The sequence below is a fragment of the Actinoallomurus spadix genome (genome assembly GCF_024055725.1).
GTDB lineage: Bacteria > Actinomycetota > Actinomycetes > Streptosporangiales > Streptosporangiaceae > Actinoallomurus > Actinoallomurus spadix.
On sequence record NZ_JAMXMX010000011.1, the window covers coordinates 170,439 to 196,170 of the forward strand.

A 25,732-nucleotide genomic window follows, 5' to 3' on the forward strand; every position below is an offset into this window, starting at 1 on the left:
TTCAGGGATCCGTCGGTTGCTCTCATCAGGGAGAACTCATACTGACGACCACTGACGACGCCGCCGTCGGCATGTGGAAAAGGCCCGCCAACAAGGACCCACGGAACCATGATGAAACGCGCCGATAAATACCGCGGACACCTTCTCGGAATCGGATCCGGCGCCGGTCGCCGGGTGCTGATCCTCAGCGCCGGGATGGGCGCCGGTCATGACGCCGTCGCCGTCGAACTCGCCGGCCGTCTCGCCGCCGCCGGCCACACCGCCGACGTCGCCGACGTCCTCGGCCTGCTCCCGCTGGGCCTCGGGCGCGCCCTGCGGGGCTGGTACGGCTGGATGATGCGACGGGCCCCCTGGTCGTACGCCCTGATCTACCGGGTGTTCTTCGTTCCGGGCCGGGCCCGCGCGGCATCCGGCGGGCGCGGGCCGGCGTCGCTCGCGTCCCCGCTGACCGTGCTGGCCGCCGCGCGGGTCCACCGCCTGCTGCGGCGGCACCCCCCGGACCTGGTCGTCTCGACGTTCCACCTCGCCGCGCAGGCGGCCGGGCACCTGCGCCGCACGGGACGGTCGCGGGTCCCCAGCGTGGTGCTGCTCACCGACTTCGCCGCCCACCGGCTGTGGCTGCACCCGGGCACCGACCGCTACCTGTGCCCCTGCCCGGAGACGGCGCGCGACGTCGCGGCCGTCTCGGGCCGTCCCGCGCTCTGCCACGCTCCGCTCACCCGCCCGGCCTTCCGCGAGGCCCGGGCCGGCGCGGCGGCGGTCCGCGCGCGGCTCGGCACCCGGCCGGGGGGCCGCCTGGTCCTGGTCTCGGCGGGTTCGTGGGGCGTCGGCGAGGTCGAGGAGACCGCGCGGGTGCTCGCGCGCTCCGGCCGGTACGTGCCCGTCGTCCTGTGCGGCCGCAACGAGGCGCTCCGCGCCCGGCTCGGTGCCACCGAGGGGGCCGTCGCGCTCGGCTGGCGTACGGACCTGCCCGAGCTGATGTCCGCCGCCCACGCCCTGGTCGACAACGCGGCGGGGCTGACGTGCCGGGAGGCGTTCGCGGCGCGGCTGCCCGTCGTGTCGTACCGGCCGATCCCGGGCCACGGCCGGGACGGCGTCCTGGCGATGGCCCGCGCCGGGCTCGGCGTCCACGCCGGCGACGCGGGGCGGCTGCTCACCGAACTGGACCGGCTCGCGGACCCCGTCGTACGGGCCCGGCTGGTCGCCCGCGCGGCGGCGCTGTTCGACGCTCCCCCGGCCGAGGACCTGCTCTTCGGGCCGCACGCCGTGCGCGTCAGTGACCCAGACGGGTCTCGCTCTCCGGACCGGGCGGGTTGACCTGCGGCTCGTCGCGAACCGGCGGGGACTGGGCCAGCAGCCTGCTGCCGTACAGGAGCAGGCCGACGCCGAGGAGTTCCAGGACCACCCACCCGCCGAGCCGGATCTCCTCGCCGAACAGACCGACCCCGTACGCGATGCTGGAGACGGGATCGGAGACGTTGAGCGCGGGCTGCACGGCGACGAGGGTGCCGCTGTGCAGGGCGTTCTGCAGGAGGAAGAGGCTGCCCAGCCCGGCGGCGACCATCGCCCACACCGCCCAGGAGGTCAGCAGCGCGACGGGGCCCGCGGGCAGGACCTTGGTCGCCTCCTTCATCAGCGCGGCCGTGAACGCGAATCCCAGGCCCGAGGCGACGCCCAGCAGCGCCGCGCGGCTCGCCCCGCGGGTCACCTTCGCCACCGAGACGAGGTAGGCGGCCAGCCCGAGGGTGACGAGCGTGGCGACCGCCCACTCGATCCGGTCCGGGTGCCGGTGACCGGGAGACGGGGCGGCGGAGGCCAGGAGGGCGGCCAGCCCGACGGTCAGCGCGGCGACCGCCCGCCAGGACTCCGTACCGAGCCGGATTCGGAAGAGTCCCGCCAGCAGCAGCATCGTGATCGGCAGTTCGGTGACGAGGATCGGCTGCACCAGGGACAGCTCCCCGGTGGTCAGCGCGGCGGCCTGGAACAGGAACCCGAACATCAGCGCGACGATGCCGCCGAGCCAGTCCGGGCGCCGGACGAGGTCCATGATCAGCGCCAGCCGGAACGCCTCCTCCTCGGGCGCCGCCCGCGCCGCGTGCCGCTGCAGCACGGACGCGAGGGCGTTGCTCGCCGCGGCGAGGAGCGCGAACACGACGGAGATCATCCCGGCCCGCCGTCCTGCCGCGCGGCCGACGGTCCCGGCTTGTCAAGGAAGGACGAGCGGCCGAGCACGCCGATGCCGGTGACGATCATCAGCAGGCCGAGGACCTCCGCCACGACCGCGGCCCCGGTGAACCGGAGGTGCTCGGCGAAGACGGAGATGCCCAGGATGATGCCGATGATCGGCTCGACCGCCGTCATCGCCGGCAGCGAGATGCCGATCGGCGCGGCGTCGAACGCGCTCTGCGCCAGCAGCAGGGACAGCACGGCGATCACGATCAGGGCGTACGGCTGCCAGCTCCGCAGGGCGACCGTCGCCCCCTCCCCCAGCTCGAGCAGCGAGCTCCGGGTCAGCGCGTCCTGAACGCCGAACAGCATCCCCGCCGCCGCCGCGAACAGCATCGCCTTGGTCCGCAGGGAACGCGGACGCGCGGCCAGCACGAGCCCGGCCGCGATCACCACCACGGCGCCGGCCACGAGCCAGCGGAACGACGCCGGTCCCGTGGTCCGTCCCCCGTGCGGCTGCCCGAAGGCCAGAAAGATCACCGCTCCCCCCGTGACGAGCGCCCCGCCCAGCCATACCTCCCGGCTGAGCGGCTCCTTGTAGACCCCGTGGGCGATGACGAGCGCGAAGATCAGGTTCGTCGCCAGCAGCGGCTCGACCCTGCCCAGGTCGGCCTCGTCGAGCGCCACCGCACTCAGAATCTGCCCGCAGATCATCGCGGCGATGCCCAGCAGCCACACCGGCTGGCGGATGAGGTGGGCGAGCAGCTTGAACCGCAGCATCTCGTCCAGCGGCTCGCGGTACGCCACGTGCTGCTGGGCGACGAATCCGATGCCGAGGAAGCAGGCCGCCGCGAGAGCGAGGAACGTCTTCATCGGCCGCCCCCCGAACCCACGTAGGGGTGGTACCCGCGCGCCTCGTCCCCTACCGGCCGACCTGGGAGCCCACCCCTCGCCCCGCCCCGCTCGACGCCCAGCCCCGCTCCGAACGAGGCGGCCGAGGCCGCCGCGGGCGCCGTGGATCGTCGTCGCCGATGGCACTGCAATCTTCGGCGCAAGACTCGCCTGCCGTCTTAACCACTCGACATCGGCTCGGATCTCGCCGCAAAGTAGTACGCATGCGCATCGCGTTAACGGGGATCGGAATCATCGGCGCGGGTCTGTTCATCTACTGGATCACGGGGCCGTACGGCGCCGTGGCGTTCACGTTCTTCGGCCTGTGGGCCATGCTGCTGACGCTGTCGGCCGCGTTCGTCTCGGGGGAAGCGCTGACGGACGAGGTACCGAGCGAGGCGCCCGCCGGAGAGGGGAGCCGCGTGACCGGCGGGTCGTGACGGGGGCCGCCGCGCCTCCGCGAGCCGGAGGCGCGGTCCCTCAGGAACCGCGCCGCGACGTTCCGAAGGAGATCACCAGGTAGTCGTCCAGGGGCTGGAAGCCGATGCGCCGGTGGATCGCGTTGATCCCCGGATTGGCCAGGTCGGCGAAGACGACGACCTCCTCCGCCCCCGCCTCGACGGCGGCCCGGCCGACCGCGGCCGTCACGGCGGCGCCGTACCCGTGGCGCCGGTGCTCCGGCGGGGTGTAGACGGGGGCGATCCGGACCGTCCCGGCGACCATCCGGGTCCGGCCGGCGAGCGCCACCGGCACCCCGTCACGCTCCCACACCGTCAGCCCGCCGTACGCGATGCGGTCGTCGACCGCGGCTCCGTGGTCTCCGGGCCGCTCGCGGATCTCCCGCTCGGCGTCCTGATACCACCCGAGGAGCAGGTCACGGTCGGCGGGCCCGGCGAGACGGGCACGACCGGGCACTTCCGGAGTCCGGACCTCCTCCAGCCGGTAGAGCCGCCGGCGTTCCCAGATCTTGAAGTCGGAGCCGGTCTCGAGGCGCCAGCGGTCGGCGAAGATCTCGGCGAGTTCATGGCGGCCCGTGACGCCCGGCAGGCGCCGCCCGTCCGCGGCCAGGGTCTTCGCCAGCTCGATGACGGCCTGGTCCGGCATCGCGCTGAGCAGCAGCGGGAACGGTGGCGTGTGCACGAACGCCCCGGCCACGCACCCGGTGGAGATGAACGATCCCATCACCGCGGGCGCGTTCCCGTACGCGGTGAGCCCCCGCGCCCGCAGGGACTCGAGCACGGTGACCAGAACCGTGTTCTCGACGGGCCGGGACCGCAGGAAGTGCCCCGCGGTCGCGTCATATTGCGCGATATCTCCGGTCGTAATCCAGCCCATGGGCTCCATACTGCCCAGTATTCGACCGGGAACGCAGGTCAACCGGCGATTGTGACCAACGCGTCACGCTCGACAACGGCGAATCCGCAATCAGCGAGGGTGGCATAAATGGCGCATATCATGCAGCCTGGATATATGACCGGCCTTGACCAGGCCGCAGCGCTGTCGGCGCGCGATCGGGCTCTGGTTGGCGTCAAGGGTGGTGCCGACTTGTTGGGAGGCATCCACTGAGGCGCGAATCATAATCATCTCGCCTTAGTAGATGACTGCGGAAACAGGGCGCCCTCGGTGGCGCCCGGCCTGTCCCAGATGGTGCGGTGTGTCCCTCCACCGATCACGAAACCTGAGCCGGCGGCGAACGCCGGGGTCAGTCGCACACGCTCGGGGAACGGTTGAGGCATGCGGCTGAGCGGGGCGCGGGTGCTGATCACCGGGGCGTCCTCGGGGATCGGGGCGGCGACCGCGCGGGAGATGGCGCGGGCCGGGGCCCGGCTCGTCCTGGCGGGGCGGGACCGGCGGCGGCTCGACGCCGTGGCCGCCGAGACCGGGGGGCGGGTGATCGCGGTCGACCTGACCTGGGACGTCGCCCGGCTGGCCTCGCGCGCCGGGCCGGTCGACGTCCTGGTGAGCAACGCCGGCGCGGGGTGGGCCGGGCCGCTGACCCGCATGCCGGGCAAGGCCGTCGACCGGTTGGCCGCGGTCAATCTCACCGCGCCGATTCAGCTGACCCGGCTCCTGCTGCCCGGCATGGTCGAGCGGGGCTGCGGCCACGTCGTGTTCGTGTCGTCCATCGCCGGCGCCGTCGGCGTACGGGAGGAGGCGGTGTACTCCGCGACCAAGGCCGGGCTGATCGTCTTCGCGGAGGGCCTCCGCCAGGAGGTACGCGGCGTGGGGGTGTCGGTGGTGCTGCCGGGCGTCGTGGACACGCCGTTCTTCGCCCGGCGCGGCCGGCCGTACGCCCGCCGGTGGCCCCGGCCGGTCCCGCCCGAGCGGGTCGCGCGGGCCGTCGTCGCCGCGGTCGAACGGGACCGCGCGGAGTGCTACGTGCCGTGCTGGCTCCGCCTGCCCTCCCGCCTGCGGGGCGCGGCGCCGGGCGTGTTCCGTTCGCTCAGTGGCCGGTTCGGCTGAGCGATGGGAGGGTTCCGTCTGGCGCGCCGACCTGATAGGCCAGAGGGATGCTGAGATCCGCCACCGTTCTGCGCCGCCTGACCGTCGCGCTCGCGGCGCTGCTGGCCGTGTCCGTCGCGTCCCCGGCGGCGCAGGCGCGTACGGAGCCGAAGGCTCCCAAGCAGTTCGTCGCGCTGAGCGACGTCGACTCGACGATCATTCAGGAGATGCGCTACCCGACGAGGCACAACTTCGTCGGGCGGCCGATCAACGGGTACCGCCAGCCGATCTGCATCCTGACCAGGACGGCGGCCCGTGCCCTGCACGATGTGCAGCGGAAGCTGCTGCGCCGGGGCTACTCGCTGAAGGTGTACGACTGCTACCGCCCGCAGCGGGCGGTGAACGACTTCGTGAAGTGGGCCGAGGATCCGAAGGCCACCCAGATGAAGGCCGAGTTCTATCCGCGTGTCGACAAGTCGCGGCTGTTCGCGGACGGCTACATCGCCGAGAAGTCCGGCCACAGCCGGGGCAGCACGATGGACCTCACCGTCGTGAAGCTGCCCGCGCGGCCGACGCTGCCGTACCACCCTGGGCAGCGGCTCGTGCCCTGCTACGCGCCGCGGTCCGAGCGGTTCCCGGACAACTCGATCGACATGGGCACCGGGTTCGACTGCTTCGACACGCTCGCGCACACTCTCGACCCGCGGATCAAGGGCGCGCAGCACGCGAACCGGCTGCTGCTGAAGCACGCCATGGAGGCCGCCGGGTTCGTGAACCTCGCCGAGGAGTGGTGGCACTACACCTACAAGCCCGAGACGTTCCCGAACACGTACTTCGACTTCCCGGTCTCGCGCGCCTCGCTGTCCGGACGGAGGTGAGCCGCGCCGCTCAGACGGCGCAGCGGAGCGGGCCGCCGTTGTAGTCGATGGCGTCGGTGAAGGCGGCGATCAGATCGAGGTCGCCGCCTTCCGCGTCCGCGTACGCGCGGTGCAGGTTGAGGACGAGCCGTTCCCGGTCCGGCCACCCGGCGAACGGCCCGAGGTCGCACGCGCGGGCGGCCTGCAGCGGGGTGAGCCCCTCCGCCCGGCCGCGCCGCGCGGTGTCGAGGATGAGCCGGTAGTACGCCTCGTGCGCGGCGAGGACGGGCGCGAGGTCGCCGGTGATGAGCGCCCCGTGGCCGGGCACGACCGTACGGGCGCCGAAGGCGGCCAGCCAGTCCAGGGAGCGCAGCGCCCCCTCGACGGACCCCATCAGGACCAGGGGCGTCACGTCGTGGAAGATCAGGTCGCCGGTGAACAGCACCTGCTCGTCCGGCAGCCACGCGACCACGTCCCCGGGCGTGTGGGCGGGGTGGCCCGGGTGCCGGAGTTCGATCCGCCGCTCGCCCGCGTACAGGGTCAGGGCGTCGTCGAGGACGACCGTCGGCGGCCGGATGTCCGTGACGCCCCAGTCGGGGGACGGCGACCAGATCGGCGGGGTGGACCGCAGGATGAAGTCCGCCAGGAGTTCCTCACGGGTCGCCCGGTGCCCGACGATCACGGCGGAGCCGGGGAGCAGCGCGTTGCCGTAGGCGTGGTCGCCGTGGAAGTGGGTGTTCACCGCCATCCGCACGGGAGCCCCGCCGATCGCCGCGCCGAGCGCCGCGAGGAACCGCCGGGTGCGCTCGGCCGTCGCGCAGGTGTCCACGAGGATCACCCCGTCGGTCCCTTGCACGGCCCCGGCGTTGTTGATCCACCAGGAGCCGTCCGGCTGCAGCCAGGCGTGCACGCCCGGCGCCACCTCGGTCAGTCGCGGCTCCGCGCCGTCGGCCATCGTCTCCTCCTCGCTCCGCGTCCGGCCGATCCTAACGAGCGGGGTCAGCCGATCCGGCGGTCACGGCCCGCGAGGAGGCCGGCGGCGAGCTGCAGCACCATGAGGACGACCATGAGCGCCAGCGGCGTCCGCCAGCCGCCGCTGTGCTGGTAGAGCACCCCGACGAGGATCGGCACCGGGATCGAGATGAGGTAGCCGGTGCTCTGCGCGAAGGCCGACAGCCGGGTCACCGTCGGGCCGTCATGGCCCCGCATCCCGATCATGGCCAGGGCCAGCGGGAAGGCGGTGTTGGACAGGCCGAGCAGCAGTGCCCACAGCCAGGCCGCGCCGGCCGGAGCGGCCCACAGCCCGGCGAATCCGGCCAGACCGCACACGGCGAGCCCCGCCGCCAGGCCGCTCTGGCTCCGCAGGCGGCCCGCGAGCGCGGACAGCGGATAGGCCAGGGGCACGCTGAGCAGGGAGGTGACCGCGAAGAGCAGGCCCGCGGCCTCCGCCGACAGCCCGGCGTCGCGGAACATCTGCGGCAGCCAGCCGATGATGACGTACGCGCCGCCGGCCTGCAGGCCGAAGAACACCGCGAGCGCCCAGGCGGTGGGGCTGCGGGAGATGCGCACACCGGGCGCGGCCTCCGGCGCGCCGAGTGCGAGGCCCGGCGCGGGAACGGCCGGCTCGCCGCGCCGCCGGCCGAGGAGGAACCAGGCGGGAACGGCGAGGACGGCGAGGACCGTCCAGGAGCCCAGACCGGCCTCCCACCGCCCGCCGAGCGCCCGGGCCAGCGGGACCGTTCCGGCCGCGGCGGCGCAGGCGCCGACGTTGAGGGCCATGGAGTACACGCCGGTCATCGCGCCGACCCGGTCGGGGAACCGCTGCTTGACCACCACCGGCAGCAGCACGTTCGTCACCGCGATGCCGGCCAGCGCGACGGCGCTGAGCACGATGAAGACGGCCGTACCCGACGCGAAGGGCCGCACGACCTGGCCGAGCGTGAGCGCCACGGCCCCGATGGCGATGACCCCATCCGCGCCGTACCGGCGGGCCAGCCGTGGCGCCGCGAATCCGACGAGCGCGAAGCACACCTCAGGCAGTGAGGTGAGCAGCCCGGCGACGGTGCCGCTCATCCCGAGCGCGGAGCGCACCTCCTCGAGCACGGGTCCCAGGCTGGTGACGGCGGGGCGCAGGTTGAGCGCGGCGAGGACCAGGGCCACGATCGCCAGGCCGCGTCCGGGGAGCGGCGACGCGGCGAGGCCCTGCGACGGTTCGCCACAATGCGGACGAACCGCCTCATGATTCGACATAGCGCTAATCGTAGAATCATAGGATGAATCTCGCACCAGTCCCCCGACGGGGCGCGCTCTCGGACGAGGTGATCGCCCGGCTGCGGCAGCAGATCACCTCCGGCGCCTGGCCGGTCGGTTCGCGCATCCCCACCGAACCGGAGCTGGTGGAGCAGCTGGGCGTCGCCCGCAACACCGTCCGGGAGGCCGTACGGGCGCTGGCGCACAACGGGATGCTGGACATCCGCCAGGGCTCCGGCACCTACGTCGTCGCGACCAGCGAGCTGTCCGGCGTGATGCAGCGCCGCTTCGCCGAGGTCGGCGGGCGCGACGTCATCGAGGTACGGGGCGCCCTGGAGGCAGCCGCGGCGGGGATGGCCGCCCTACGGCGCACGGACGAGGACCTGCGGCGCCTCGACACGCTCCTGGCCCGGCGGGAGAAGGCCTGGGCGTCCGGCGACCGGGACGCCTTCGTCGACGCGGACGCGGCCTTCCACCTGGCGGTCGTCGCCGCGTCCCACAACGAGGTGCTGGCCGAGCTGTACGCCGACCTCGGCCAGGTCATCCGGGACTCCCTGCGCGAGCACTTCGGCGCCGAACTCTCGCCCGAGGGCTACATGGACCACTCCCGCCTGCTCGACGCCATCCGGGCGGAGGACGCCGCCACGGCCACCGCCGAGGCCGCCTCCCACACCGCCCACCGCTCCGACCCCTGACCCCGGCTACCTGCGCGAGCTCGTCACGTAGCCACGGGCAGCATCTCGACGAAGCTGCTCGGCCAGCCGTGCGTCAGGACCAGCGGGAGCGGTTCCGGCCCGCCCTCGGGGCGCACGCCGCGTACGTGCACGAAGTGGACCCGCCGGCCGGCGACCTCGGCGAGGTGGTGGGGGAAGGAGTTCAGCGCCGTCCCGGCGGCGCGCCAGTCGAACGCGTCAGCCCAGTCGGCGCCTCGCCGACCCGGCCGCGTACGGCGGTGACCCCGCCGACGCCTTCGACGTCGTGATCCCCTCGCTGCCCGGCTTCCTGTTCTCCGAACTCCCGGACGGCCCCTACACCCGCAGGTGACCGCCGACCTGCGCGCCTTCTTCCGCCCCCTGCGGACCGGGACCTGACACCCCGCCGCCGTCATCGGGGCGCCTGGGCGCGGATGAGGACCTCGCCGGCGGCGGTGCGGTCGTAGAGAACGGCTCGTCCGGCGCGCCTGCGCCGGACGAGCCGGGCGTCCAGCAGGATCCGCAGGTGGCGGCCGACCGAGCCGAGTCCCTGTCCGGTCAGGGCGACCAGCTGTGTCGTGGTCTTGGGGGTGTCCAGGAGGACGAGGACCCGCGCCCGAGCGGGTCCGAGCAGCGCCCCCAACGCGTCGGGCACCGGGACCGGCTCCAGGTCGGCCAGCACGCCGGAGCACGGGTAGATCACGGCATGGCGCTCGGACCTCCGGGAGACCCAGCCGACGCCGGGCGTGACCGGGACGAACAGCAGCCGCGTCCCGAACAGGTCCTGGGGGGGCGATCCTGCCGGTTGATCTGCAGGCGGCCCTCCCCCAGCCAGCGCATCCCCGGGCGCATCGCGTCGAAGGCGGCGGCCCATCCGGCCCGGCCGAGCTGTGCGGTCCGCGCGACGACGTCGGCCTCGATGACGCGCCGGCGCCGGGCCCAGTCCGGCCGGACCAGCTCCGTCCACGACCACTCGAGCAGGTCCGCGAAACGCCCGGCCAGGTCCGTCCGGCGGAGTTTCGCCGGGACGGGGCCCTGGAGCGCCACCTCGAGATCTCGCTGGACCTGGTCGGCGGGCGCCTGACGGATCGGTACCAGTTCGTCGTGGAAGGCCGAATGCGCGGCGCCGGAGGGCGGGGGGACCACGAAGTCGGCGATCCAGCCGGGGCGCAGCGCCGACCGCACCAGCAGCGCGGTGACCGGGTCGGCGGCCAGGTGGGCCCGGTAGGCGGGCAGATGCGCGTCGAGCCACGCCCGCTCGCCAGGGTGCGCGGCCTCGTTCTTGTGCAGGGAGAGGAGGCTCGCGGTGGTCTCGGCCAGCGCCGAGACGACGAACCGGCTCTCCGCCAGCGTGTCCGTGCCGAGCCGCCACCAGCCCACGTTTCGCCTCCCCGCGAAACATTAACGGGCCCAGCCCGCCGGGCGTGAGACTCCCGATCATGCCGACCACCTACCGAGGGCTCTTCCGCACGCCCGAGTTCGCTCCGCTGTTCGCGACCGCGTCGATCCAGGTCGCCGCGTCCACGGTGAGCGGCCTGGCCCTGGGCACGCTCGTCTACGCGGCGACGCGCTCCCCGCTGTTGTCCGCGCTCAGCATGTTCGGCCCGTCACTGGCCCAGGTGATCGGGGCGACGGCGCTGCTGTCGGCGGCCGACCGGCTGCCGCCCCGCGCCGCGACGACGGGCCTGGCGCTGGCCTTCGGGGCGGGCACCGCCGTCCTGGCCGTCCCGGGCCTGCCGCTGTGGGCCGTCTTCGCCGTGATCATGCTGCTGGGGCTGGTGGGTTCGGTGGGCGGCGGGGTCCGGTACGGGCTGCTCAGCGAGATCGTCCCCGGTGAGGGCTACCTGCTCGGCCGTTCGGTGCTGAACATGTCGGTCGGGACCATGCAGATCTGCGGGTACGCCGTGGGCGGCGGGCTGGTGACGGCCCTGTCCCCGCGCGGCACGCTGCTGACCGGCGCCGCCCTGTACCTCGTCACGGCGGCCGTCGCCCGGTCCGGCCTCACCGCCCGCCCGCCACGGGCGGCGGGGCGACCGTCGATCACCGCGACGTGGCGGACGAACGCGCGGCTGTGGTCCTCGCCGCCCCGCCGGTACGTCTACCTCGCCCTGTGGGTGCCGAACGGCCTGATCGTCGGCTGCGAGTCGCTGTTCGTCCCGTACGCGCCGCGGCACGCGGGACTGCTGTTCGCGTTCGCGGCCGGGGGGATGCTGCTCGGTGACACGCTGACCGGCCGGTTCGTTCCGCCGGGGTGGCGGCGGCGGCTCGACGCGCCGCTGCGCCTGCTGCTCGCCGCCCCGTACCTCGTCTTCGCCGCGCACCCCGGCCTCGGCGTCGCCGTGGCCGCGGTCGCGCTCGCCTCCATCGGATACTCGGCCACCCTGCTGCTGCAGGACCGCCTCATGGCCCTGACGCCGAAGGACGTCCACGGGCAGGCGCTGGGCCTGCACTCCGCCGGCATGCTCACCCTGCAGGGCGTCGGCGCTGCCCTCGCCGGAGCGGTCGCCCAGCACGTCTCCCCCGCGACGGCGATGGCCGTGATGGCGGTGGCCTCCGTGACGGTGACGATCCTGCTCGCCCCCGGGCTGCGCCGTGAGCCGACGCCCGTATCGGAGGGCTCTCCGGAGCCGGTCGCCTGACGCCGGCATGGCGGCTCCCGGCGCGGGCATGGACGACTCCGCCCGGGACGGCGGAGGATGGTGCGATGAGCGGAGACGGCGAGCAGCGGGACGGGGTGGCGCTGACCAACCTGGACCAGCCCCTCTTCGAGGGGGCGGACGCGACCAAGCGGGAGCTGGTGGACTACCTCGACGCGGTCGCCGACCGGATCATCCCGCACCTGCGGGAACGTCCGCTGTCGGTGATCCGGGCACTGCGCGGCCAGCGGCCGTTCATGCAGAAAAACCTCCCGAAGTACGCCCCGTCGTGGATCCCGTCCGTCCGGGTGTGGGCGGAGGCGTCCCATCGCGAGGTGACGTACGCGGTCTGCGACGACCGCCGGACGCTGCTGTGGTTCGCCAACCAGCGCGCCGTCGAGTACCACCCGGCGCTCCTGCGCGGCGATCAGGTCACCCACCTCGTGCTCGACCTCGACCCGCCGGACGCCGGGGCGTTCGGCCTCGCCGTGCGCGCGGCCCGCCTCGTCCGCGAGGTCCTCACGGACGCCGGCCTCACCGGCGTGGTCAAGACCAGCGGCGCCAAGGGCGTTCACGTGTTCGTCCCGGTCGACGGGCGGGTGACCGCGGAGGAGGCCGCCGCGGCGACCCGGGCGATCGGGGCGCGCGCCGAACGCCTGGACCCGGCCCTCGCCACCACGGCCTTCATCCGGGAGGACCGCGGCGGGAAGGTGTTCATCGACTCGACCCGCGCGGGCGGCGCGACCGTGGTGGCCGTCTACAGCCCGCGCGTACGGCCGGGGGTGCCCGTCTCGTTCCCCGTCGCGTGGGAGGACCTGGACGAGGTGACGCCGGCGGACTTCACCATGCGGACCGCGCCCCGCCTGCTCGCCGACGGCGACCCGTGGTCCGCGTGGATGCCCGCTCCGCAGCCGCTCGATCCAGGCCTGGTCGCCGAGGGCCGTACGATCCCGGTCGCCCGGGTCCAGGCGATGCACGAGGGAAAGCGCCGGGCCCGCGCCCGCCGTTCCGGCGCGTGACCGCCGCCCGCCAGGCCGGTAGCGCTGTGCCCCGGGCCCGGCGTTCCGGCGCCTGACGGCCGCCCGCCGGGCCAGACTGGGTCCATGAGTGATGCCGACCAGCCGTACGGTGACCCGTCCGCCGGGGACTCCGGTGTTCCGTCCTCCCTCGACCGGGTTCTCGCGGACGTCGCCGCCGAACGCGCGGCGCAGGACGCGATGTGGGGGGTGCAGGACCTCCCCGACGGTACCGGGACCGAGCACGTGGCGGCGGCCGACGCCGCCAAGCGCGACTGCCGGGAGGCGTGGGCCGGCGCCCGGCTGACCTGGCGGCACATCCTCGCCGAGGAGTTCTGCGAGGCGCTGGCGGAGGACGACCCGCAGGCCCTGCGCACGGAGCTGATCCAGACCGCCGCCGTCGCGGTGAAGTGGGTGCAGGCGATCGACCGTCGTGAGGGAGGCCTGACCCACCGGACCCCGGACGGGCCGGGCCGGCTGGAGAAGCTCGTACGGGACCGGGTGCCGGATCTCATCCGCGCCGACGGCCGCGACCCGGACGTGCGGGCCGCCGGGGACGGGGAGTACCTCATGCTGCTGCGGGCGAAGCTGTACGAGGAGGCCGGGGAGTTCGCGGCGTCCGGAGACGCCGAGGAGCTCGCCGACCTCCTGGAAGTGGTCTACGCCCTCGCCGCCGCGCGCGGCGTCACGGCCGGCGAGCTGGAGCGGCTCCGTGCCGCCAAGGCCGCCCGCAACGGGGCGTTCGAGCGGCGTCACGTGCTCCGCCGTCCCGAGCGACGCTGAGGGCGCCGTTCAGTCGCCCTCGTCCCGGTGCCGGTCGTCCTCGGCGAGCTCGTCGACCGCGACGGCGACGGCGAGGACGAGCGGGACGTCGGGGTGGTCCACCTCGATGCCGTACGTGTCGCGGATGCGGAACCACTTGCGGGAGGTCTGCGCGACGACGCCCTGGTCGGACTCGATCCGGTAGTTCTTCTCGATGAGGTCGCCGGTCGCGGTCCACTCCTGCCCGTCGGCGAGCTCGACCACCATCTTGTGGCGGAGCGGGCTGAACAGCTTCTTGTGCACCTTCGCGACGGTATCCCCGTCGCGTTCGACGAGCATGGTGTCGCGGATGCTGACCATCTTCTTGCGGATGACGGCGAGGACCTCCCCGCCCGGCCCCTTCAGCTCGAACGTCTGGCGCAGCCGCAGCGCCTTACCGTCGACGAGGAACACGCGGTCGCCCGCCTCGTCCTCGATCCAGAAGTCGTCGCCGATGCTGAACATGCGTTCGCGCATCATGAACTTCACGGTGCCTCCTCGGTCGGTCCCTCGCCGGGAGGATCCCCGCCTCGCTGCCGGTCACTCACTCGGAATCGGGTGGCTTTTCCGGTGATACGCCCGGAGAATGGGCCCGTGTCGCTTGATCATTTGACCGAGGCCGAGAAGCTCGTCTGGCGGATGTCCCGCACCGGGGACTGGGCGGACCTGCGCGCCGGCGATCCCGGCGCGGACGACGTGGCCGGTGGCACGTCGTGGGGCCCGGAGCGCACGGTCGACGCGGAGGTGATCCGGGCGCTGCTGCTCGGCGCCGCCGGCGCGGAACCGGGGCACCATCCGGCGCTGCGGCTCCGCGGCGCGCGGGTGACCGGGCGGCTGGACCTGATGGGCGCGTCGGTCGAGTACGCGCTGGTGTGCGAGGGCTGCCACTTCGAGGAGCCGCTGCGGTTCGTCGAGGCGAGCACGAGGACGGTGCGGATCACCGGCAGCCGACTGCCGGCCTTCAACGGCGCCCGGCTGCGCCTCGACGGCATCCTGAATCTCCAGCAGAGCCGGATCGAACGCGGCGTGCGCCTCGACCGGGCGAAGGTCACCGGCGAGGTGTTCCTCCGCGGCGCGACCGTGGGCGCGGACGACGCCGGGGTCGCGCTCGCGGCCGACGGGATGACCGTCGACGGCAACGTCGAATGCGACGAGGGCTTCACGGCCGACGGCGCCGTACGGTTGCGCGGCGCCCGGCTCACCGGCTCGATGTCCCTGATCCGCGCCCGGCTGAGCTGCCCCGGCGGCCGGGCCCTCGACGGGAGCAACCTGACCATCGACGGCTGGCTCGCCGTGCGGGCGGCGACGGTGACCGGGCGGTTCGGGCTGCAGAACGCGCGGATCGCCGGCTGGATCGATCTGGCGGCCGCCCGGTTGAGCAATCCCGGCGGGGATGCCTTCACCGCGGGCGGCCTGGCCGTCGACGGGGGCGTGTGGTGCCATCGCGGCTTCTCCGCCGAGGGCGCGGTACGGCTCGTCGGCGCCCGCCTCGGCGGCAACCTCACGCTCACCGGCGCGCGGCTGGACACCCCGGGTGGCACCGCGTTGAACGTCGCGCGGGCCTCGATGGCCGATCTGGACGCCGACGGGCTCACGGCGCGCGGCGTGGTCATCATGGCCGGCGCGGAGATCGCCCGCCGGGTCACCCTCAGGGACGCCCGGCTCGGCGACGGCCCGGACGACACCGCTCTGGACGCCGACGGCGTCACCACGGGGACGCTCGTGATGCGCGGGCTGGAGGCCCGGGGCGCGGTGCTGATCCGCACCGCGCGGATCAGCGGCCGGATGACGCTGGCCGACGCCCGGCTGAGCGCGTCCGGCATCGCGCTGCGGCTGTCCCGCACCGAGATCGGCGCGGACGTGTTCTGCCACCGCATGACGGTCGAGGGCCGGGTGAAGCTGACGGGCGCCCGGATCGGCCGGGAACTGATACTCGACCGCGTACGGTTCGTTCCTCCCGGCGACGGCGTCGCCCTGGACGCCCGCACGATCACCGTCGGCGAGCTGACACTGACCGGCCCGGTCGAGGGCGCCGTCCAGCTCGACCACGCCCGCGTGGGGGTGCTGCGCGACGATCCGGACCACTGGCCGTCCGCGCTGAGCCTCGACGGGTTCACGTACGACGCCCTGGAGCCGCGCCTGTCCGCCGCCGAACGGCTGACGTGGCTGTCCCGGGACCCCGGTGGCTGCCCGCCGCAGCCGTACGAGCAGCTGGCCGCCTTCTACGCCCGCATCGGCCAGCCGGGCCAGGCCCGCCGGGTGCTGTACGCCCGCGAACTGCACCAGCGGCGCACGATGTCGCGTGTCGGCCGCGTGTGGAGCTTCCTCCAGGACGCCGCGGTCGGCTATGGCTACCGATCCTGGCGGGCCGTGGCCTGGCTCGCCCTCCTGCTGATGGTGGGGAGCGTCGTCTACGGGTTCGCACCTCCCGCACCGCTGAAGGCCGGTGAGGCCCCGCACTTCAACCCCGTCATGTACACCCTCGACCTGCTGCTCCCCATCGTCGACCTGGGCCAGCAGAACGCCTTCAACCCGGCGGGCGCGCAGCAGTGGTTCTCCTACATCCTGGTCGCCGCCGGCTGGGTCCTCGCCACCACGATCGCCGCCGGCGCCGCCCGCGTCATCACCCGCCGCTGACCCGCCTATGGGAGAGGCGTGCCGAACCTCGCCGCGGAGGCCGGGAACACCGCGCTCGCCGGTCAGAACGTGAAGTGGGCCGGGTCCGCCGAGGACCAGCCGCCTTCATGGACGGTCGTCACCGCTGGTGAGAGGTCCGCCACGAACGGGGTCACGTAGAGGGCCTGGTAGGCGGAGAAGTCCGAATCGTGCTGCGCGGTCGAGTACGTGTACGCCTGTGCCGTCACTTCGAAGGGCCTGCCGTGATAATCGACGATCTGGGTGGCGGGCTTGCCGTCCACGAGCAGCTCGAACTGATAGCGGTACCGGCAGTGGTACTTCGTCGTACGCGCGGTGAGGACGAAGGTGGTCGGCTCCCCTGGAGCCAGGTCGTATTCGTGGTCCGGGAAGTAGTTGCCGACGAACTCGGGCCCGGCGCCCTTGTCGACGACGTTCTGGGCGACGGGGTTGGGCTTGTCGAGATCGAACCCGATCTTCGCGCTGTGCGATTCGCCTGCGGTGGGAGAGAAGAAGAGCGTTCCCGTCAAGCGGGCTTCGCATTGCGCGAGCGCTCTGATGTCGGTGATGCGGACGAGGTTCTTCCGGTTTCCCGTCACCGCCAGCGTGGCGGTCTCCACGTTGACGTTCGCGGCGCCTAACGCGCGCAGGCGCTCATCGCCGGCCTCGCTGTAGACGTTCGTCCCAGCGGCGTTCAGCCGGTCCACCACGGCGGCGTTGATCACGGTGCCGGTGGCCATCGACGCCGCGCTCTCGAGGTGCTCGATGCCGATACGGTTGATCATCATGGCCGGCGCCTTGGGCTCGAGTTTCAGGCCGGTGGAGGTGGCGGGCGTCGAACCGCCACCGTCCGTGAGACCGACGACCTTCAGGATCGCCGCCCCGAGGACCGTGACGGCGATGGGCCCGATGAGTGCCGTCTTGGTCCAGGCCGACAGGCTTTTGAACCAGCTCTTCTGCTTGTCCGAAGCCCGGCCCGCGTCTGCCTTACGAGCGGGCGCCCCTTTCTTCTTCACCGTCATCTTCCCTCCTCCGGCTCCGCCTCGATGGTGCGCCGCCCGCCTCCCCGTAACAAGACGCTCACCGGCGTCGCGGTGGCTGCGTCGTCAGCGCAACGGTGAACTCCCCCGCGGCACGCAGGGCTTTTCAGTAGGTGAAGGTCGCCGGGTCGGCCGCGGACCAGCCTTGTGCTCGGCCGTTCATCAGCAGTGGTGACACGTAGAGCGCCCGGTAGGAGGAGAATTCGGTCCGCTCCCGCGCACGCGAGTAGGCGAATGCCTGAGCGGTCACCTCGAAGGGCCTGCCGTGATCGTCTACGACCTGCGTGGCCGGCTTACCGTTCACCAGCAGGTCGAACTGGTAGCGGTACCGGCAGTAATGCTTCGTCGTGCGGGCGGTGAGCACGAAGGTGGCCGGCTCCCCCGGAGCGAGGTCGTACTCATGGTCCGGGAAGTAGGTGCCCGTGAATCTTGGTGGGGTCTCCTCGGTGGGATCGTCGACGACGTTCTGGGCGAACGGATTCGGCTTGTCGAGGTCGAACCCGATCTTGGCGCTGTACGTCGAACCGGCGGTCGGGGAGAAGAACAGTGTCCCGGTGAGGGGGGCCTGGCATTGTGCGAGCGCCCTGATGTTGGTGACGCGTACCAGACTTCCCCGGTTGCCGGTCACCGCCAACGTGGTCATCGATACGTTGACGTTCGCGGCTCCTAACGCGCGCAGGCGCTGGTCGCCGGCCGGGCTGTAGACGTCCCTGTTGTAACCGTTCTGCTGATTGAGCCGGGCTACCTGAGCCGCGTTCATCACGGTGCCGGTGGCCATCGACGCCTCGCTCTCGACGTGCTCGATGCCGAGGCGATTGATCAGTACGGGTGGGGCCTTGAGGTCGGGCTTCGGACCGGCCGCCGGACCACCGCCGTCCGCGAGGCCCACGATCTTCAGGATCGCCGCTCCGACGACGGTGGCCACCACTGGCCCGACGAGTGCGGTCTTGCTCCACGTGGACAGCCCCTTGAACCACCCTGCGCGCTTCTCCGAGGTTCCACCGGCCTTGGTGCCGACGGCGGTCACACGCTTCTTCGCCGGAGTCATCGCTCCCCTCCCGGCCCCGCGTCCGCAGACGCTTTACGCATCTCTCAGTAACAAGACGCTCACTTTAAGGCAATCGACGCACGCCAGAAGTAACGACTTGGAAACGGTGAGTGAGGGCACAAGCGCACTTGCGTTGGAGTGGGCTCTAGGTGATTCAGTGCGTGGATGGACTACGTACATCTGGGACGGACGGGACTCAAGGTCAGCCGGCTGGTGCTCGGCACGATGAACTTCGGGCCGCAGACCGACGAACCCCACAGTCACGAGATCATGGACGCCGCGCTCGACGCGGGCATCAACTTCTTCGACACGGCCAACGTCTACGGCTGGGGCGAGAACAAGGGCCGTACCGAGGAGATCATCGGCACCTGGTTCGCCAAGGGCGGCGGCCGGCGGGACAAGACGGTCCTGGCGACCAAGGTGTACGGGAACATGGGCGCGGACGGCGAGGTGTGGCCGAACCACGACAAGCTCTCCGCGGTCAACATCCGCCGCGCCGTCGAGGCGTCCCTGCGCCGGCTCGGCACGGACCACATCGACGTCTACCAGTTCCACCACATCGACCGGGCGACGCCGTGGGAGGAGATCTGGCAGGCGATGGACGTCCTCGTCCAGCAGGGCAAGATCCTGTACGTCGGGTCGTCCAACTTCCCGGGCTGGGGCATCGCCCGGGCGAACGAGCAGGCGGCCCGGCGCGGCTCCCTCGGCCTCGTCAGCGAGCAGTGCCTGTACAACCTGATGGAGCGGCGGGCGGAGATGGAGGTCATCCCGGCCGCCGAGGCGTACGGGCTCGGCGTGATCCCGTGGTCGCCGCTGCACGGTGGGCTGCTCGGCGGGGCGATCCGTAAGGAGCGCGCGGGCGGCGCGGCCCGTTCGACGTCCGGGCGGTCCGCGGAGGCGCTGGCCGACCCGGCGCAGCGGGAGCGGATCCAGGCGTACGAGGACCTGTGCGAGCAGCACGGCTTTGAACCCGGTGACGTGGGCCTGGCCTGGCTGCTGACCCGTCCGGGCGTGACCGGGCCGATCGTGGGGCCGCGCACACGCGAGCAGCTCGACTCGGCACTGCGGGCCCTCACGCTGAAGCTGTCGGAGGAGTTCCTGAAGTCCCTGGACGAGATCTTCCCGGGACCCGGCCCGGCGCCGGAGGCGTTCGCCTGGTAGGGCCGCGAGGCAGGGTGATGGGCCTCCCGTTGCCGGGGTGTGGTGCGCCGCCCCGTCCCGGCAACGGGAGGCTCGCTCCTTCCCACGGCGGCGTGCTGGATCGGGGCGTGCGTGCGCGGCGGGGCCGTCAGAACACGTATGACGCCGGATCGGCCGCGGACCAGCCGGTGGCCTTACCGTTCGTCAGCATCGGCGATATATAGAGCGCTCGATAGGCGGAGAACGTGTACGCGCCTCGCGCGGTCGAAAGTTCGTAGGCCGGTGCCGTGATCGTCAAGGGCTCGCCGTGGTCGGGGACGATCTGCGTGGCGGGCTTACCGTTCACGAGGAGTTCGAACCGGTAGCGGTACCGGCAGTAGTACCTGGTCGTGGTCGCGGTGAGAACGAAAGTGGCCGGCTCGCCCAGCGCCAGGTCGTATTCGTGGTCGAGGAAGTACGAGCCGGTGAACTTCGGCGCCCCTTCATCGCCGCCACCGGTGACGTTCTGGGCCGACGGAGCGGGCCTGTCGAGGTTGAATCCGATCTTCGCCGTGTACGCCCCGCCTTCGGTCGGGGCGAAGAACAGCGTTCCGGTGAGCGGGCTCTGGCACTGAGCGAGCACCCGGATATCGGTGATCCGCACTCCCCCTTTGCGATTTCCCGTCACCGCGAGCGTCGTGGTGGCCACGCCGACGTTGGCCGCGCCTAACGCCCGCAGGCGCTGGTCGCCGGCCTCGTCGAACGCGTCTCCCCTGATGATCCCGTTCTCCTTGTTGAGCCGGTCCACCTCGGCGGCGCCGACCACCGTGGCGGTGGCCATCGATGCCTCGGCGGGAAGATGCTCCATGCGCAGGCGATTGATCATCACGGCCGGGCTGTGGGGGTCGGGTTTCGGACTCGCCGGCGAACCGCCGCCGTCCGCGAGTCCTACGATCTTCAGAATCGCCGCTCCGAGGACCGCCGCGGCCACCGGTCCGACGATCGCCGTCTTCGTCCAGGCGGACAGGCCCTTATACCAGGGCTTACGTTCCTTGAGAGCCGGGGTTCCGCCGGGTTTGCCGGCGGAGCGCCGCTTCCTGAATGTCATCTTCCTGGCGGTCACCGTTCTTCCCCTCCGGCCGGGCATCGGCAGGGACGGCCGATGCCTTCCCAGTAGACGCGCGCCCGATGACGACGGCAGGTACTGAGCCGGTCACAGACGCGTAACGGATCGCGTGGGCCGGGCTCGCCTCCGCCCACGGCCGATGCTCCGGCCCCTGCCGGCGACCGTCCCTGGCCGATGGATCCGGCGGGCCGGTGAATTGGCCCTGACGTCGCGTCAGGCCGGTATTTTTCCGGTTGCACGTGCTCGAAGTGGTTTGTCACCGTAGAGCCCCTGCGCCTTCTGCCGCCGTCCCCTGCCGAGAGAGTTCCGTGTGCTGATCCGACTCCTTCGCGCCCACTTGCGCCCCTACCGCCGGCCACTCGCCCTGGTGGTGGCGCTGCAGTTGGTGCAGACACTCGCCAATCTGTACCTGCCGACCCTGAACGCCGACATCATCGACCAGGGGGTGGTGAAGGGCGACACCGGTTACATCATGAAGACCGGCGGCGTCATGCTCGCCGTGTCCCTGGTGCAGATCGTCTGCTCGATCGGTGCCGTCTACTTCGGCGCCCGTACGGCGATGGCCGTCGGCCGTGACATCAGGTCCGCCGTCTTCACGCGGGTGCAGTCGTTCTCGGCCCGCGAGGTGGGCAGGTTCGGCACGCCCTCGCTGATCACGCGGACCACGAACGACGTGCAGCAGGTCCAGATGCTGGCCCTGATGACCTTCACCATCATGATCGCGGCTCCGATCATGGGCATCGGCGGCATCGTGCTGGCGCTGAACCAGAACCTCTCGCTGTCCTCGCTGCTACTGGTCGTCGTCCCGGTGCTCGGCGTGGTGATCCTGCTGATCATCTCGCGGATGCGGTCGCTGTTCCGGCGCATGCAGGAGCGCATCGACACCATCAACCGGGTGCTGCGCGAGCAGATCACCGGTGTGCGGGTCATCCGCGCGTTCGTCCGGGACGTCCCCGAGCAGCGGCGCTTCGACACGGCCAACGCCGAACTGCTCGACGTGTCGCTGGGGACCGGCCGGCTGATGGCGCTGATGTTCCCCTTCGTGATGCTCATCATGAACGTCTCCAGCGTGGCCGTCCTGTGGTTCGGCGGCCATCTGATCGACGGCGGGTCGATGGAGGTCGGCGCGCTGACGGCGTACCTCAGCTACCTGATGCAGATCCTGATGGCCGTCATGATGGCGACGTTCATGTTCATGATGGTGCCGCGCGCGGAGGTGTGCGCGGAGCGCATCCAGGAGGTCCTGGAGACCGAGTCCAGCGTGGTCCCGCCGGCGGACCCGGTGCGGGCCCTGGGCGTGCACGGTCACCTGGAGCTGCGGGACGTCGAGTTCCGCTACCCGGGCGCGGAGGCGCCCGTGCTGTCCGGGGTCGACCTGGTCGCCCGGCCCGGTGAGGTCACGGCGATCATCGGCTCCACCGGCAGCGGCAAGACGACGCTGCTCAATCTCATCCCCCGGCTGATGGACGTGACCGGCGGCTCGGTGCTCGTCGACGGCGTCGACGTGCGGGAGCTGGACCCGGTGACGCTCTCGGACGCGGTCGGGTTCGTTCCCCAGCGGCCGTACCTCTTCTCCGGGACGGTCGCCTCCAACCTGCGGTACGGCAAGCCGGACGCCACCGACGAGGACCTCTGGCACGCCCTGGAGATCGCCCAGGCCAGGGACTTCGTGGAGCGGATGGACGGCGGCCTGGACGCCAAGATCGACCAGGGCGGCACGAACGTCTCCGGCGGTCAGCGTCAGCGTCTCGCCATCGCCCGCGCGCTCGTCCGCCGGCCGGAGATCTACCTGTTCGACGACTCGTTCTCCGCGCTGGACTACGCGACCGACGCGGCCCTGCGGGGGGCGCTGACCGCCGAGACCGCCGAGGCGACCGTCGTGATCGTGGCGCAGCGGGTCTCCACGATCCGGCACGCCACCCGCATCATCGTCCTCGACGGGGGCCGCGTCGTCGGCGCCGGCACCCACCACGAGCTGATGGACACCAACGAAACGTACCGGGAGATCGTGCTCTCCCAGCTCACCGAGCAGGAGGCGGCGTGACGTCCCCGACAGGCGAACGCGCGGTACCCCGCCGCGGACCGGGACCGTCCGGCCCGGCCCACGGGCCGGCGCGGTTCATGGCCGGGCAGTCGACCGAGAAGTCGCTGAACTTCCGCGGGTCGAGCCGGCGGCTGCTGCGGATGCTGCGGCCGGAGCGGCCGCTGATCGCCGCGACCCTCCTGCTGGCCGTCGCGAGCGTCGCGACGACCGTGGTGGGCCCGAAGATCCTCGGGCGCGCCACCGACCTGGTCTTCGCCGGGATCACCGGCCGCAGGTTCCCCACCGGGAGGACCAAGGCCGAGGTGGTCGACCGGCTGCGGAGCACGGGTCACGGCACCCTCGCGGACATGCTGAACTCGATGGACTTCGTGCCCGGCCACGGCATCGACTTCGGCAAGGTCGGCATGGTGCTGCTGATCGCGCTGGCGCTGTTCGCGGTCGCCGCGGTCCTCGGCGTGGTGCAGGGGCGCCTGACGACGACGATCGTGCAGCGGTCGATGTTCCGGCTGCGCGAGCAGGCGGAGCTGAAGCTGGCGCGGCTGCCGCTGAGCTACTTCGACCGCCAGCCGCACGGTGAGGTGCTCAGCCGGGTCACCAACGACATCGACAACCTCGCCCAGACGCTGCAGCAGACGCTCAGCCAGATGCTGACCTCGCTGCTCACCATCGTCGGCGTGCTGACCATGATGATCGTCATCTCACCGCTGCTGGCGCTGATCGCGCTGGTGACCGTGCCGGTCTCGGTGCTGGTCGCGGGGAGGGTCGGCAAGAGGGCGCAGCCCCAGTTCATCAGGCAGTGGGCGACGACGGGCCGGCTGAACGGCCACATCGAGGAGATGTACACCGGGCACTCCCTCGTCAAGGTCTTCGGCCGGCAGGAGGAGTCCCTGGAGACGTTCCGGGAGCACAACGACACGCTGTACGCCTCCAGCTTCCGGGCGCAGTTCATCTCCGGCCTGATCCAGCCGGCGATGATGTTCATCGGGAACCTGAACTACGTCCTCGTCGCGGTCGTCGGCGGCCTGCGGGTGGCGTCGGGCTCGCTGTCCCTGGGCGACGTGCAGGCGTTCGTGCAGTACTCCCGGCAGTTCACCCAGCCGATCACGCAGGTGGCCAGCATGGCGAACCTGCTGCAGTCGGGCGTCGCCTCCGCCGAGCGCGTCTTCGCGCTGCTGGACGCGGACGAGCAGGAGCCGGACCCGCAGACGCCCGTACGGCCCGAGGAGGTACGCGGGCGGGTGGTCTTCGAGAACGTCTCCTTCCGCTACAACCCCGACACGCCGCTCATCGAGGACCTGTCCCTGTCCGTCGAGCCCGGTCAGACGGTCGCCATCGTCGGCCCGACCGGCGCGGGCAAGACCACGCTGGTCAACCTCCTGATGCGGTTCTACGAGGTCACGGGCGGCCGGATCCTGCTCGACGGCGTGGACGTCGCCGCGATGACCCGCGAGGAGCTGCGGTCCAAGACGGGCATGGTGCTGCAGGACGCCTGGCTGTTCGGCGGCACGATCGCCGAGAACATCGCGTACGGGAAGGCGGACGCCACCGACGAGGAGGTCGTGGAGGCGGCGCGGGCCACCTACGTCGACCGGTTCGTGCGGCACCTGCCCGACGGGTACGACACGGTGATCGACGACGAGGGCGGCAACGTCAGCGCGGGCGAGAAGCAGCTGATCACGATCGCCCGGGCGTTCCTCGCCCGGCCCACGATCCTCATCCTGGACGAGGCGACCAGCTCGGTCGACACCCGGACCGAGGTGCTGATCCAGCGGGCGATGAACTCCCTGCGCAAGGGACGGACCAGCTTCGTGATCGCGCACCGGCTGTCGACGATCCGGGACGCGGACCTGATCCTCGTCATGGAGTCCGGCAGCATCGTCGAGCAGGGCACCCACGACGAGCTCTTGAAGGCCGAGGGCGCCTACGCCCGCCTGTACCAGGCGCAGTTCGCCCAGGCCGTCGCCGAGGTCGACTGACGGAACCCCGGCCGTGCCTCACGGCACCAGGACGATCTTGCCTCGCGTGTGGCGCCTCTCCAGCTCGCGGAAGGCGTCCCGGACCTGGTCGAGCGGGTACGTGCGGGCGATCGGGATCTCCAGCTCGCCCTTGTCGACCAGCGCGGCCAGTTCGGCGACCACCTCGATGGTGGCCGCCTGCGCGTTCCCGTCGGTCTTGACGCCGTGCTTCGCGGCGGCGGCCAAGTCCTTGATGGTGTCGATCCGCTCCGGGGCGACGCCGAGCTCGAGCGCGAGGTCGACGTAGCCGGAGCCGAACGCGTCGATGAACGCGTCGACCCGGCCGCCGGGAGCCGCGGCCCGGATCCGGTCGGCGACGCCCTCGCCGTACGTGACGGGGATCGCCCCGTGGGCGGTGAGCCACTCGTGGTTGGCCTCGCTCGCCAGGCCGATCACCGTCGCGCCGGCACGGCGGGCGAGCTGGACCGCGATCGTCCCCACTCCCCCGGCCGCGGCGGAGATCACGACCGTGTCGCCGGGGCCGGCGGCGACGGCGCGCACCGCCGCGTACGCCGTCGTGCCCGCGACGTACAGCGACCCGCCCTGCTCCCACGAGACGTTCGCCGGCCGGGGCGTCAGGTTGCCCGCCTCGACGAGGACGAACTCAGCGTGGCTCGCCCGGTCGTCGGTGAACCCGATGACCTCGTCCCCTGCCGCGAGACCGGTGACGCCCGCGCCGAGTTCCTCGACGATCCCGGCCAGGTCGCTGCCCTCCCCGGAGGGGAACGTCGCGGGCCACTTCTCGTGCAGCGCCCCGGTACGGATCGACACCTCGCCCGGGTTGATCGCCGCCGCCCTGACCCGTACGAGGACCTGGCCGGGTCCGGGGACCGGCCGGTCGACCTCCTCGACCCGCAGCACCTCGATGGGGCCGTACTCGTCGAACCGCACCGCCTTGGACATCGCACACTCCTGATCTGAGACGCCGGCCGCCGTCTTCGGCCGGACACCGATC

At 72.1% G+C, this 25,732-nt stretch carries 24 protein-coding genes and 1 pseudogene; 12 read left to right on the forward strand and 13 right to left on the reverse strand.

Going from position 1 to position 25,732, the window contains the following annotated elements; all coding sequences use genetic code 11:
• The first annotated feature begins 174 nt into the window (after window positions 1–174).
• Window positions 175–1,317 (forward strand): MGDG synthase family glycosyltransferase, encoded by a 1,143-nt coding sequence (locus tag NE235_RS18750; RefSeq protein WP_252804652.1) that lies wholly within the window; start codon window positions 175–177, stop codon window positions 1,315–1,317.
• Here the strand turns inward: NE235_RS18750 and NE235_RS18755 are convergent.
• Window positions 1,274–2,164, reverse strand: coding sequence for a DMT family transporter (locus tag NE235_RS18755; RefSeq protein ID WP_252804654.1), 891 nt, complete (start codon window positions 2,162–2,164; stop codon window positions 1,274–1,276). The two genes, NE235_RS18750 and NE235_RS18755, sit on opposite strands and share 44 nt — an antisense overlap.
• Window positions 2,161–3,039: a DMT family transporter gene (locus NE235_RS18760; protein ID WP_252804656.1), complete on the reverse strand. Its 879-nt coding sequence runs from the start codon at window positions 3,037–3,039 to the stop codon at window positions 2,161–2,163. The genes NE235_RS18755 and NE235_RS18760 overlap by 4 nt, the downstream gene beginning before the upstream one ends.
• A gap of 242 nt (window positions 3,040–3,281) precedes the next feature.
• On the opposite strand from NE235_RS18760, the gene NE235_RS18765 reads away from it, so the two are divergent.
• A complete protein-coding gene (locus NE235_RS18765; RefSeq protein WP_252804658.1) occupies window positions 3,282–3,497 on the forward strand; it encodes a hypothetical protein in 216 nt (71 codons plus the stop codon).
• 40 nt (window positions 3,498–3,537) lie between these two features.
• Here the strand turns inward: NE235_RS18765 and NE235_RS18770 are convergent, their stop codons facing one another.
• A complete protein-coding gene (locus NE235_RS18770) occupies window positions 3,538–4,392 on the reverse strand; it encodes a GNAT family N-acetyltransferase (protein ID WP_252804661.1) in 855 nt (284 codons plus the stop codon).
• Window positions 4,393–4,791: 399 nt separating this feature from the next.
• Between NE235_RS18770 and NE235_RS18775 the strand changes: the two genes are divergently transcribed.
• Both NE235_RS18775 and NE235_RS18780 read left to right on the forward strand, forming a co-directional pair.
• On the forward strand, window positions 4,792–5,520 hold the full coding sequence (locus NE235_RS18775) for an SDR family NAD(P)-dependent oxidoreductase (protein WP_252804663.1): 729 nt from the start codon (window positions 4,792–4,794) through the stop codon (window positions 5,518–5,520).
• Window positions 5,521–5,567: 47 nt separating this feature from the next.
• Complete coding sequence (locus tag NE235_RS18780; RefSeq protein WP_252804665.1) at window positions 5,568–6,377, forward strand: M15 family metallopeptidase; 810 nt, start codon at window positions 5,568–5,570, stop codon at window positions 6,375–6,377.
• A gap of 10 nt (window positions 6,378–6,387) precedes the next feature.
• Here NE235_RS18780 and NE235_RS18785 read toward each other — a convergent pair whose 3' ends face one another.
• Both NE235_RS18785 and NE235_RS18790 read right to left on the reverse strand, forming a co-directional pair.
• A complete protein-coding gene (locus NE235_RS18785) occupies window positions 6,388–7,311 on the reverse strand; it encodes an MBL fold metallo-hydrolase (RefSeq protein ID WP_252804667.1) in 924 nt (307 codons plus the stop codon).
• 44 nt (window positions 7,312–7,355) lie between these two features.
• Window positions 7,356–8,606 (reverse strand): CynX/NimT family MFS transporter, encoded by a 1,251-nt coding sequence (locus tag NE235_RS18790; RefSeq protein ID WP_252804668.1) that lies wholly within the window; start codon window positions 8,604–8,606, stop codon window positions 7,356–7,358.
• Window positions 8,607–8,629: 23 nt separating this feature from the next.
• Between NE235_RS18790 and NE235_RS18795 the strand changes: the two genes are divergently transcribed.
• Window positions 8,630–9,301, forward strand: a complete 672-nt coding sequence (locus NE235_RS18795; RefSeq protein WP_252804670.1) for a FadR/GntR family transcriptional regulator — start codon at window positions 8,630–8,632, stop codon at window positions 9,299–9,301.
• Between the two features lie 23 nt (window positions 9,302–9,324).
• On the opposite strand, the pseudogene NE235_RS38700 reads toward NE235_RS18795, so the two are convergent.
• The 3 genes and pseudogenes from NE235_RS38700 to NE235_RS38260 all read right to left on the reverse strand — a co-directional run.
• Window positions 9,325–9,516 (reverse strand): annotated as a pseudogene (locus tag NE235_RS38700) (epoxide hydrolase N-terminal domain-containing protein); the annotation flags it as partial.
• A gap of 194 nt (window positions 9,517–9,710) precedes the next feature.
• Window positions 9,711–10,001 (reverse strand): ArsR family transcriptional regulator, encoded by a 291-nt coding sequence (locus tag NE235_RS38255; protein WP_252804672.1) that lies wholly within the window; start codon window positions 9,999–10,001, stop codon window positions 9,711–9,713.
• Window positions 9,998–10,678 (reverse strand): hypothetical protein, encoded by a 681-nt coding sequence (locus tag NE235_RS38260; protein ID WP_252804674.1) that lies wholly within the window; start codon window positions 10,676–10,678, stop codon window positions 9,998–10,000. Before NE235_RS38260 ends, NE235_RS38255 begins: the two co-directional genes overlap by 4 nt.
• Before the next feature lie 59 nt (window positions 10,679–10,737).
• On the opposite strand from NE235_RS38260, the gene NE235_RS18810 reads away from it, so the two are divergent.
• From NE235_RS18810 to NE235_RS18820, 3 genes are all read left to right on the forward strand, one after another.
• Window positions 10,738–11,937, forward strand: a complete 1,200-nt coding sequence (locus NE235_RS18810; protein ID WP_252804676.1) for an MFS transporter — start codon at window positions 10,738–10,740, stop codon at window positions 11,935–11,937.
• A gap of 65 nt (window positions 11,938–12,002) precedes the next feature.
• Window positions 12,003–12,953 (forward strand): DNA polymerase domain-containing protein, encoded by a 951-nt coding sequence (locus NE235_RS18815; protein WP_252804678.1) that lies wholly within the window; start codon window positions 12,003–12,005, stop codon window positions 12,951–12,953.
• 84 nt (window positions 12,954–13,037) lie between these two features.
• Window positions 13,038–13,733 carry a nucleoside triphosphate pyrophosphohydrolase gene (locus tag NE235_RS18820; protein WP_252804680.1) on the forward strand — a complete coding sequence of 232 codons (696 nt, stop codon included), beginning with the start codon at window positions 13,038–13,040 and terminating at the stop codon, window positions 13,731–13,733.
• A gap of 9 nt (window positions 13,734–13,742) precedes the next feature.
• On the opposite strand, the gene NE235_RS18825 is transcribed toward NE235_RS18820, so the two are convergent.
• Window positions 13,743–14,240: an LURP-one-related/scramblase family protein gene (locus tag NE235_RS18825; RefSeq protein ID WP_252804682.1), complete on the reverse strand. Its 498-nt coding sequence runs from the start codon at window positions 14,238–14,240 to the stop codon at window positions 13,743–13,745.
• Between the two features lie 105 nt (window positions 14,241–14,345).
• On the opposite strand from NE235_RS18825, the gene NE235_RS18830 reads away from it, so the two are divergent.
• A complete protein-coding gene (locus tag NE235_RS18830) occupies window positions 14,346–16,388 on the forward strand; it encodes a translocation/assembly module TamB domain-containing protein (RefSeq protein WP_252804684.1) in 2,043 nt (680 codons plus the stop codon).
• 62 nt (window positions 16,389–16,450) lie between these two features.
• On the opposite strand, the gene NE235_RS18835 is transcribed toward NE235_RS18830, so the two are convergent.
• Window positions 16,451–17,407, reverse strand: a complete 957-nt coding sequence (locus NE235_RS18835) for a hypothetical protein (RefSeq protein ID WP_252804686.1) — start codon at window positions 17,405–17,407, stop codon at window positions 16,451–16,453.
• A gap of 124 nt (window positions 17,408–17,531) precedes the next feature.
• Window positions 17,532–18,473 (reverse strand): hypothetical protein, encoded by a 942-nt coding sequence (locus tag NE235_RS18840; protein ID WP_252804688.1) that lies wholly within the window; start codon window positions 18,471–18,473, stop codon window positions 17,532–17,534.
• Between the two features lie 165 nt (window positions 18,474–18,638).
• Between NE235_RS18840 and NE235_RS18845 the strand changes: the two genes are divergently transcribed.
• A complete protein-coding gene (locus tag NE235_RS18845) occupies window positions 18,639–19,634 on the forward strand; it encodes an aldo/keto reductase (protein WP_252804690.1) in 996 nt (331 codons plus the stop codon).
• A 127-nt stretch (window positions 19,635–19,761) separates the two neighbouring features.
• On the opposite strand, the gene NE235_RS18850 is transcribed toward NE235_RS18845, so the two are convergent.
• Entirely contained in the window at window positions 19,762–20,700 is a 939-nt protein-coding gene (locus NE235_RS18850) for a hypothetical protein (protein ID WP_252804692.1), read from the reverse strand.
• Window positions 20,701–21,028: 328 nt separating this feature from the next.
• On the opposite strand from NE235_RS18850, the gene NE235_RS18855 reads away from it, so the two are divergent.
• Together NE235_RS18855 and NE235_RS18860 are read left to right on the forward strand one after the other, a co-directional pair.
• A complete protein-coding gene (locus NE235_RS18855) occupies window positions 21,029–22,762 on the forward strand; it encodes an ABC transporter ATP-binding protein (RefSeq protein WP_252804694.1) in 1,734 nt (577 codons plus the stop codon).
• Between the two features lie 77 nt (window positions 22,763–22,839).
• Complete coding sequence (locus tag NE235_RS18860; protein ID WP_252804814.1) at window positions 22,840–24,738, forward strand: ABC transporter ATP-binding protein; 1,899 nt, start codon at window positions 22,840–22,842, stop codon at window positions 24,736–24,738.
• An 18-nt stretch (window positions 24,739–24,756) separates the two neighbouring features.
• Here NE235_RS18860 and NE235_RS18865 read toward each other — a convergent pair whose 3' ends face one another.
• Window positions 24,757–25,680 carry an NADP-dependent oxidoreductase gene (locus NE235_RS18865; RefSeq protein ID WP_252804696.1) on the reverse strand — a complete coding sequence of 308 codons (924 nt, stop codon included), beginning with the start codon at window positions 25,678–25,680 and terminating at the stop codon, window positions 24,757–24,759.
• Between the last annotated feature and the right edge of the window lie 52 nt (window positions 25,681–25,732).

What these genes read in the sequence shown, in the direction of transcription:
- NE235_RS18755 (WP_252804654.1), bottom strand. Translation starts at nt 2,164, where the DNA reads ATGATCTCCGTCGTGTTCGCGCTCCTCGCCGCGGCGAGCAACGCCCTC.
- NE235_RS18760 (WP_252804656.1), bottom strand. Translation starts at nt 3,039, where the DNA reads ATGAAGACGTTCCTCGCTCTCGCGGCGGCCTGCTTCCTCGGCATCGGA.
- NE235_RS18765 (WP_252804658.1), top strand. Translation starts at nt 3,282, where the DNA reads ATGCGCATCGCGTTAACGGGGATCGGAATCATCGGCGCGGGTCTGTTC.
- NE235_RS18770 (WP_252804661.1), bottom strand. Translation starts at nt 4,392, where the DNA reads ATGGGCTGGATTACGACCGGAGATATCGCGCAATATGACGCGACCGCG.
- NE235_RS18775 (WP_252804663.1), top strand. Translation starts at nt 4,792, where the DNA reads ATGCGGCTGAGCGGGGCGCGGGTGCTGATCACCGGGGCGTCCTCGGGG.
- NE235_RS18780 (WP_252804665.1), top strand. Translation starts at nt 5,568, where the DNA reads ATGCTGAGATCCGCCACCGTTCTGCGCCGCCTGACCGTCGCGCTCGCG.
- NE235_RS18785 (WP_252804667.1), bottom strand. Translation starts at nt 7,311, where the DNA reads ATGGCCGACGGCGCGGAGCCGCGACTGACCGAGGTGGCGCCGGGCGTG.
- NE235_RS18790 (WP_252804668.1), bottom strand. Translation starts at nt 8,606, where the DNA reads ATGTCGAATCATGAGGCGGTTCGTCCGCATTGTGGCGAACCGTCGCAG.
- NE235_RS18795 (WP_252804670.1), top strand. Translation starts at nt 8,630, where the DNA reads ATGAATCTCGCACCAGTCCCCCGACGGGGCGCGCTCTCGGACGAGGTG.
- NE235_RS18810 (WP_252804676.1), top strand. Translation starts at nt 10,738, where the DNA reads ATGCCGACCACCTACCGAGGGCTCTTCCGCACGCCCGAGTTCGCTCCG.
- NE235_RS18815 (WP_252804678.1), top strand. Translation starts at nt 12,003, where the DNA reads ATGAGCGGAGACGGCGAGCAGCGGGACGGGGTGGCGCTGACCAACCTG.
- NE235_RS18820 (WP_252804680.1), top strand. Translation starts at nt 13,038, where the DNA reads ATGAGTGATGCCGACCAGCCGTACGGTGACCCGTCCGCCGGGGACTCC.
- NE235_RS18835 (WP_252804686.1), bottom strand. Translation starts at nt 17,407, where the DNA reads ATGACGGTGAAGAAGAAAGGGGCGCCCGCTCGTAAGGCAGACGCGGGC.
- NE235_RS18840 (WP_252804688.1), bottom strand. Translation starts at nt 18,473, where the DNA reads ATGACTCCGGCGAAGAAGCGTGTGACCGCCGTCGGCACCAAGGCCGGT.
- NE235_RS18845 (WP_252804690.1), top strand. Translation starts at nt 18,639, where the DNA reads ATGGACTACGTACATCTGGGACGGACGGGACTCAAGGTCAGCCGGCTG.
- NE235_RS18850 (WP_252804692.1), bottom strand. Translation starts at nt 20,700, where the DNA reads ATGACATTCAGGAAGCGGCGCTCCGCCGGCAAACCCGGCGGAACCCCG.
- NE235_RS18860 (WP_252804814.1), top strand. Translation starts at nt 22,840, where the DNA reads ATGGCCGGGCAGTCGACCGAGAAGTCGCTGAACTTCCGCGGGTCGAGC.
- NE235_RS18865 (WP_252804696.1), bottom strand. Translation starts at nt 25,680, where the DNA reads ATGTCCAAGGCGGTGCGGTTCGACGAGTACGGCCCCATCGAGGTGCTG.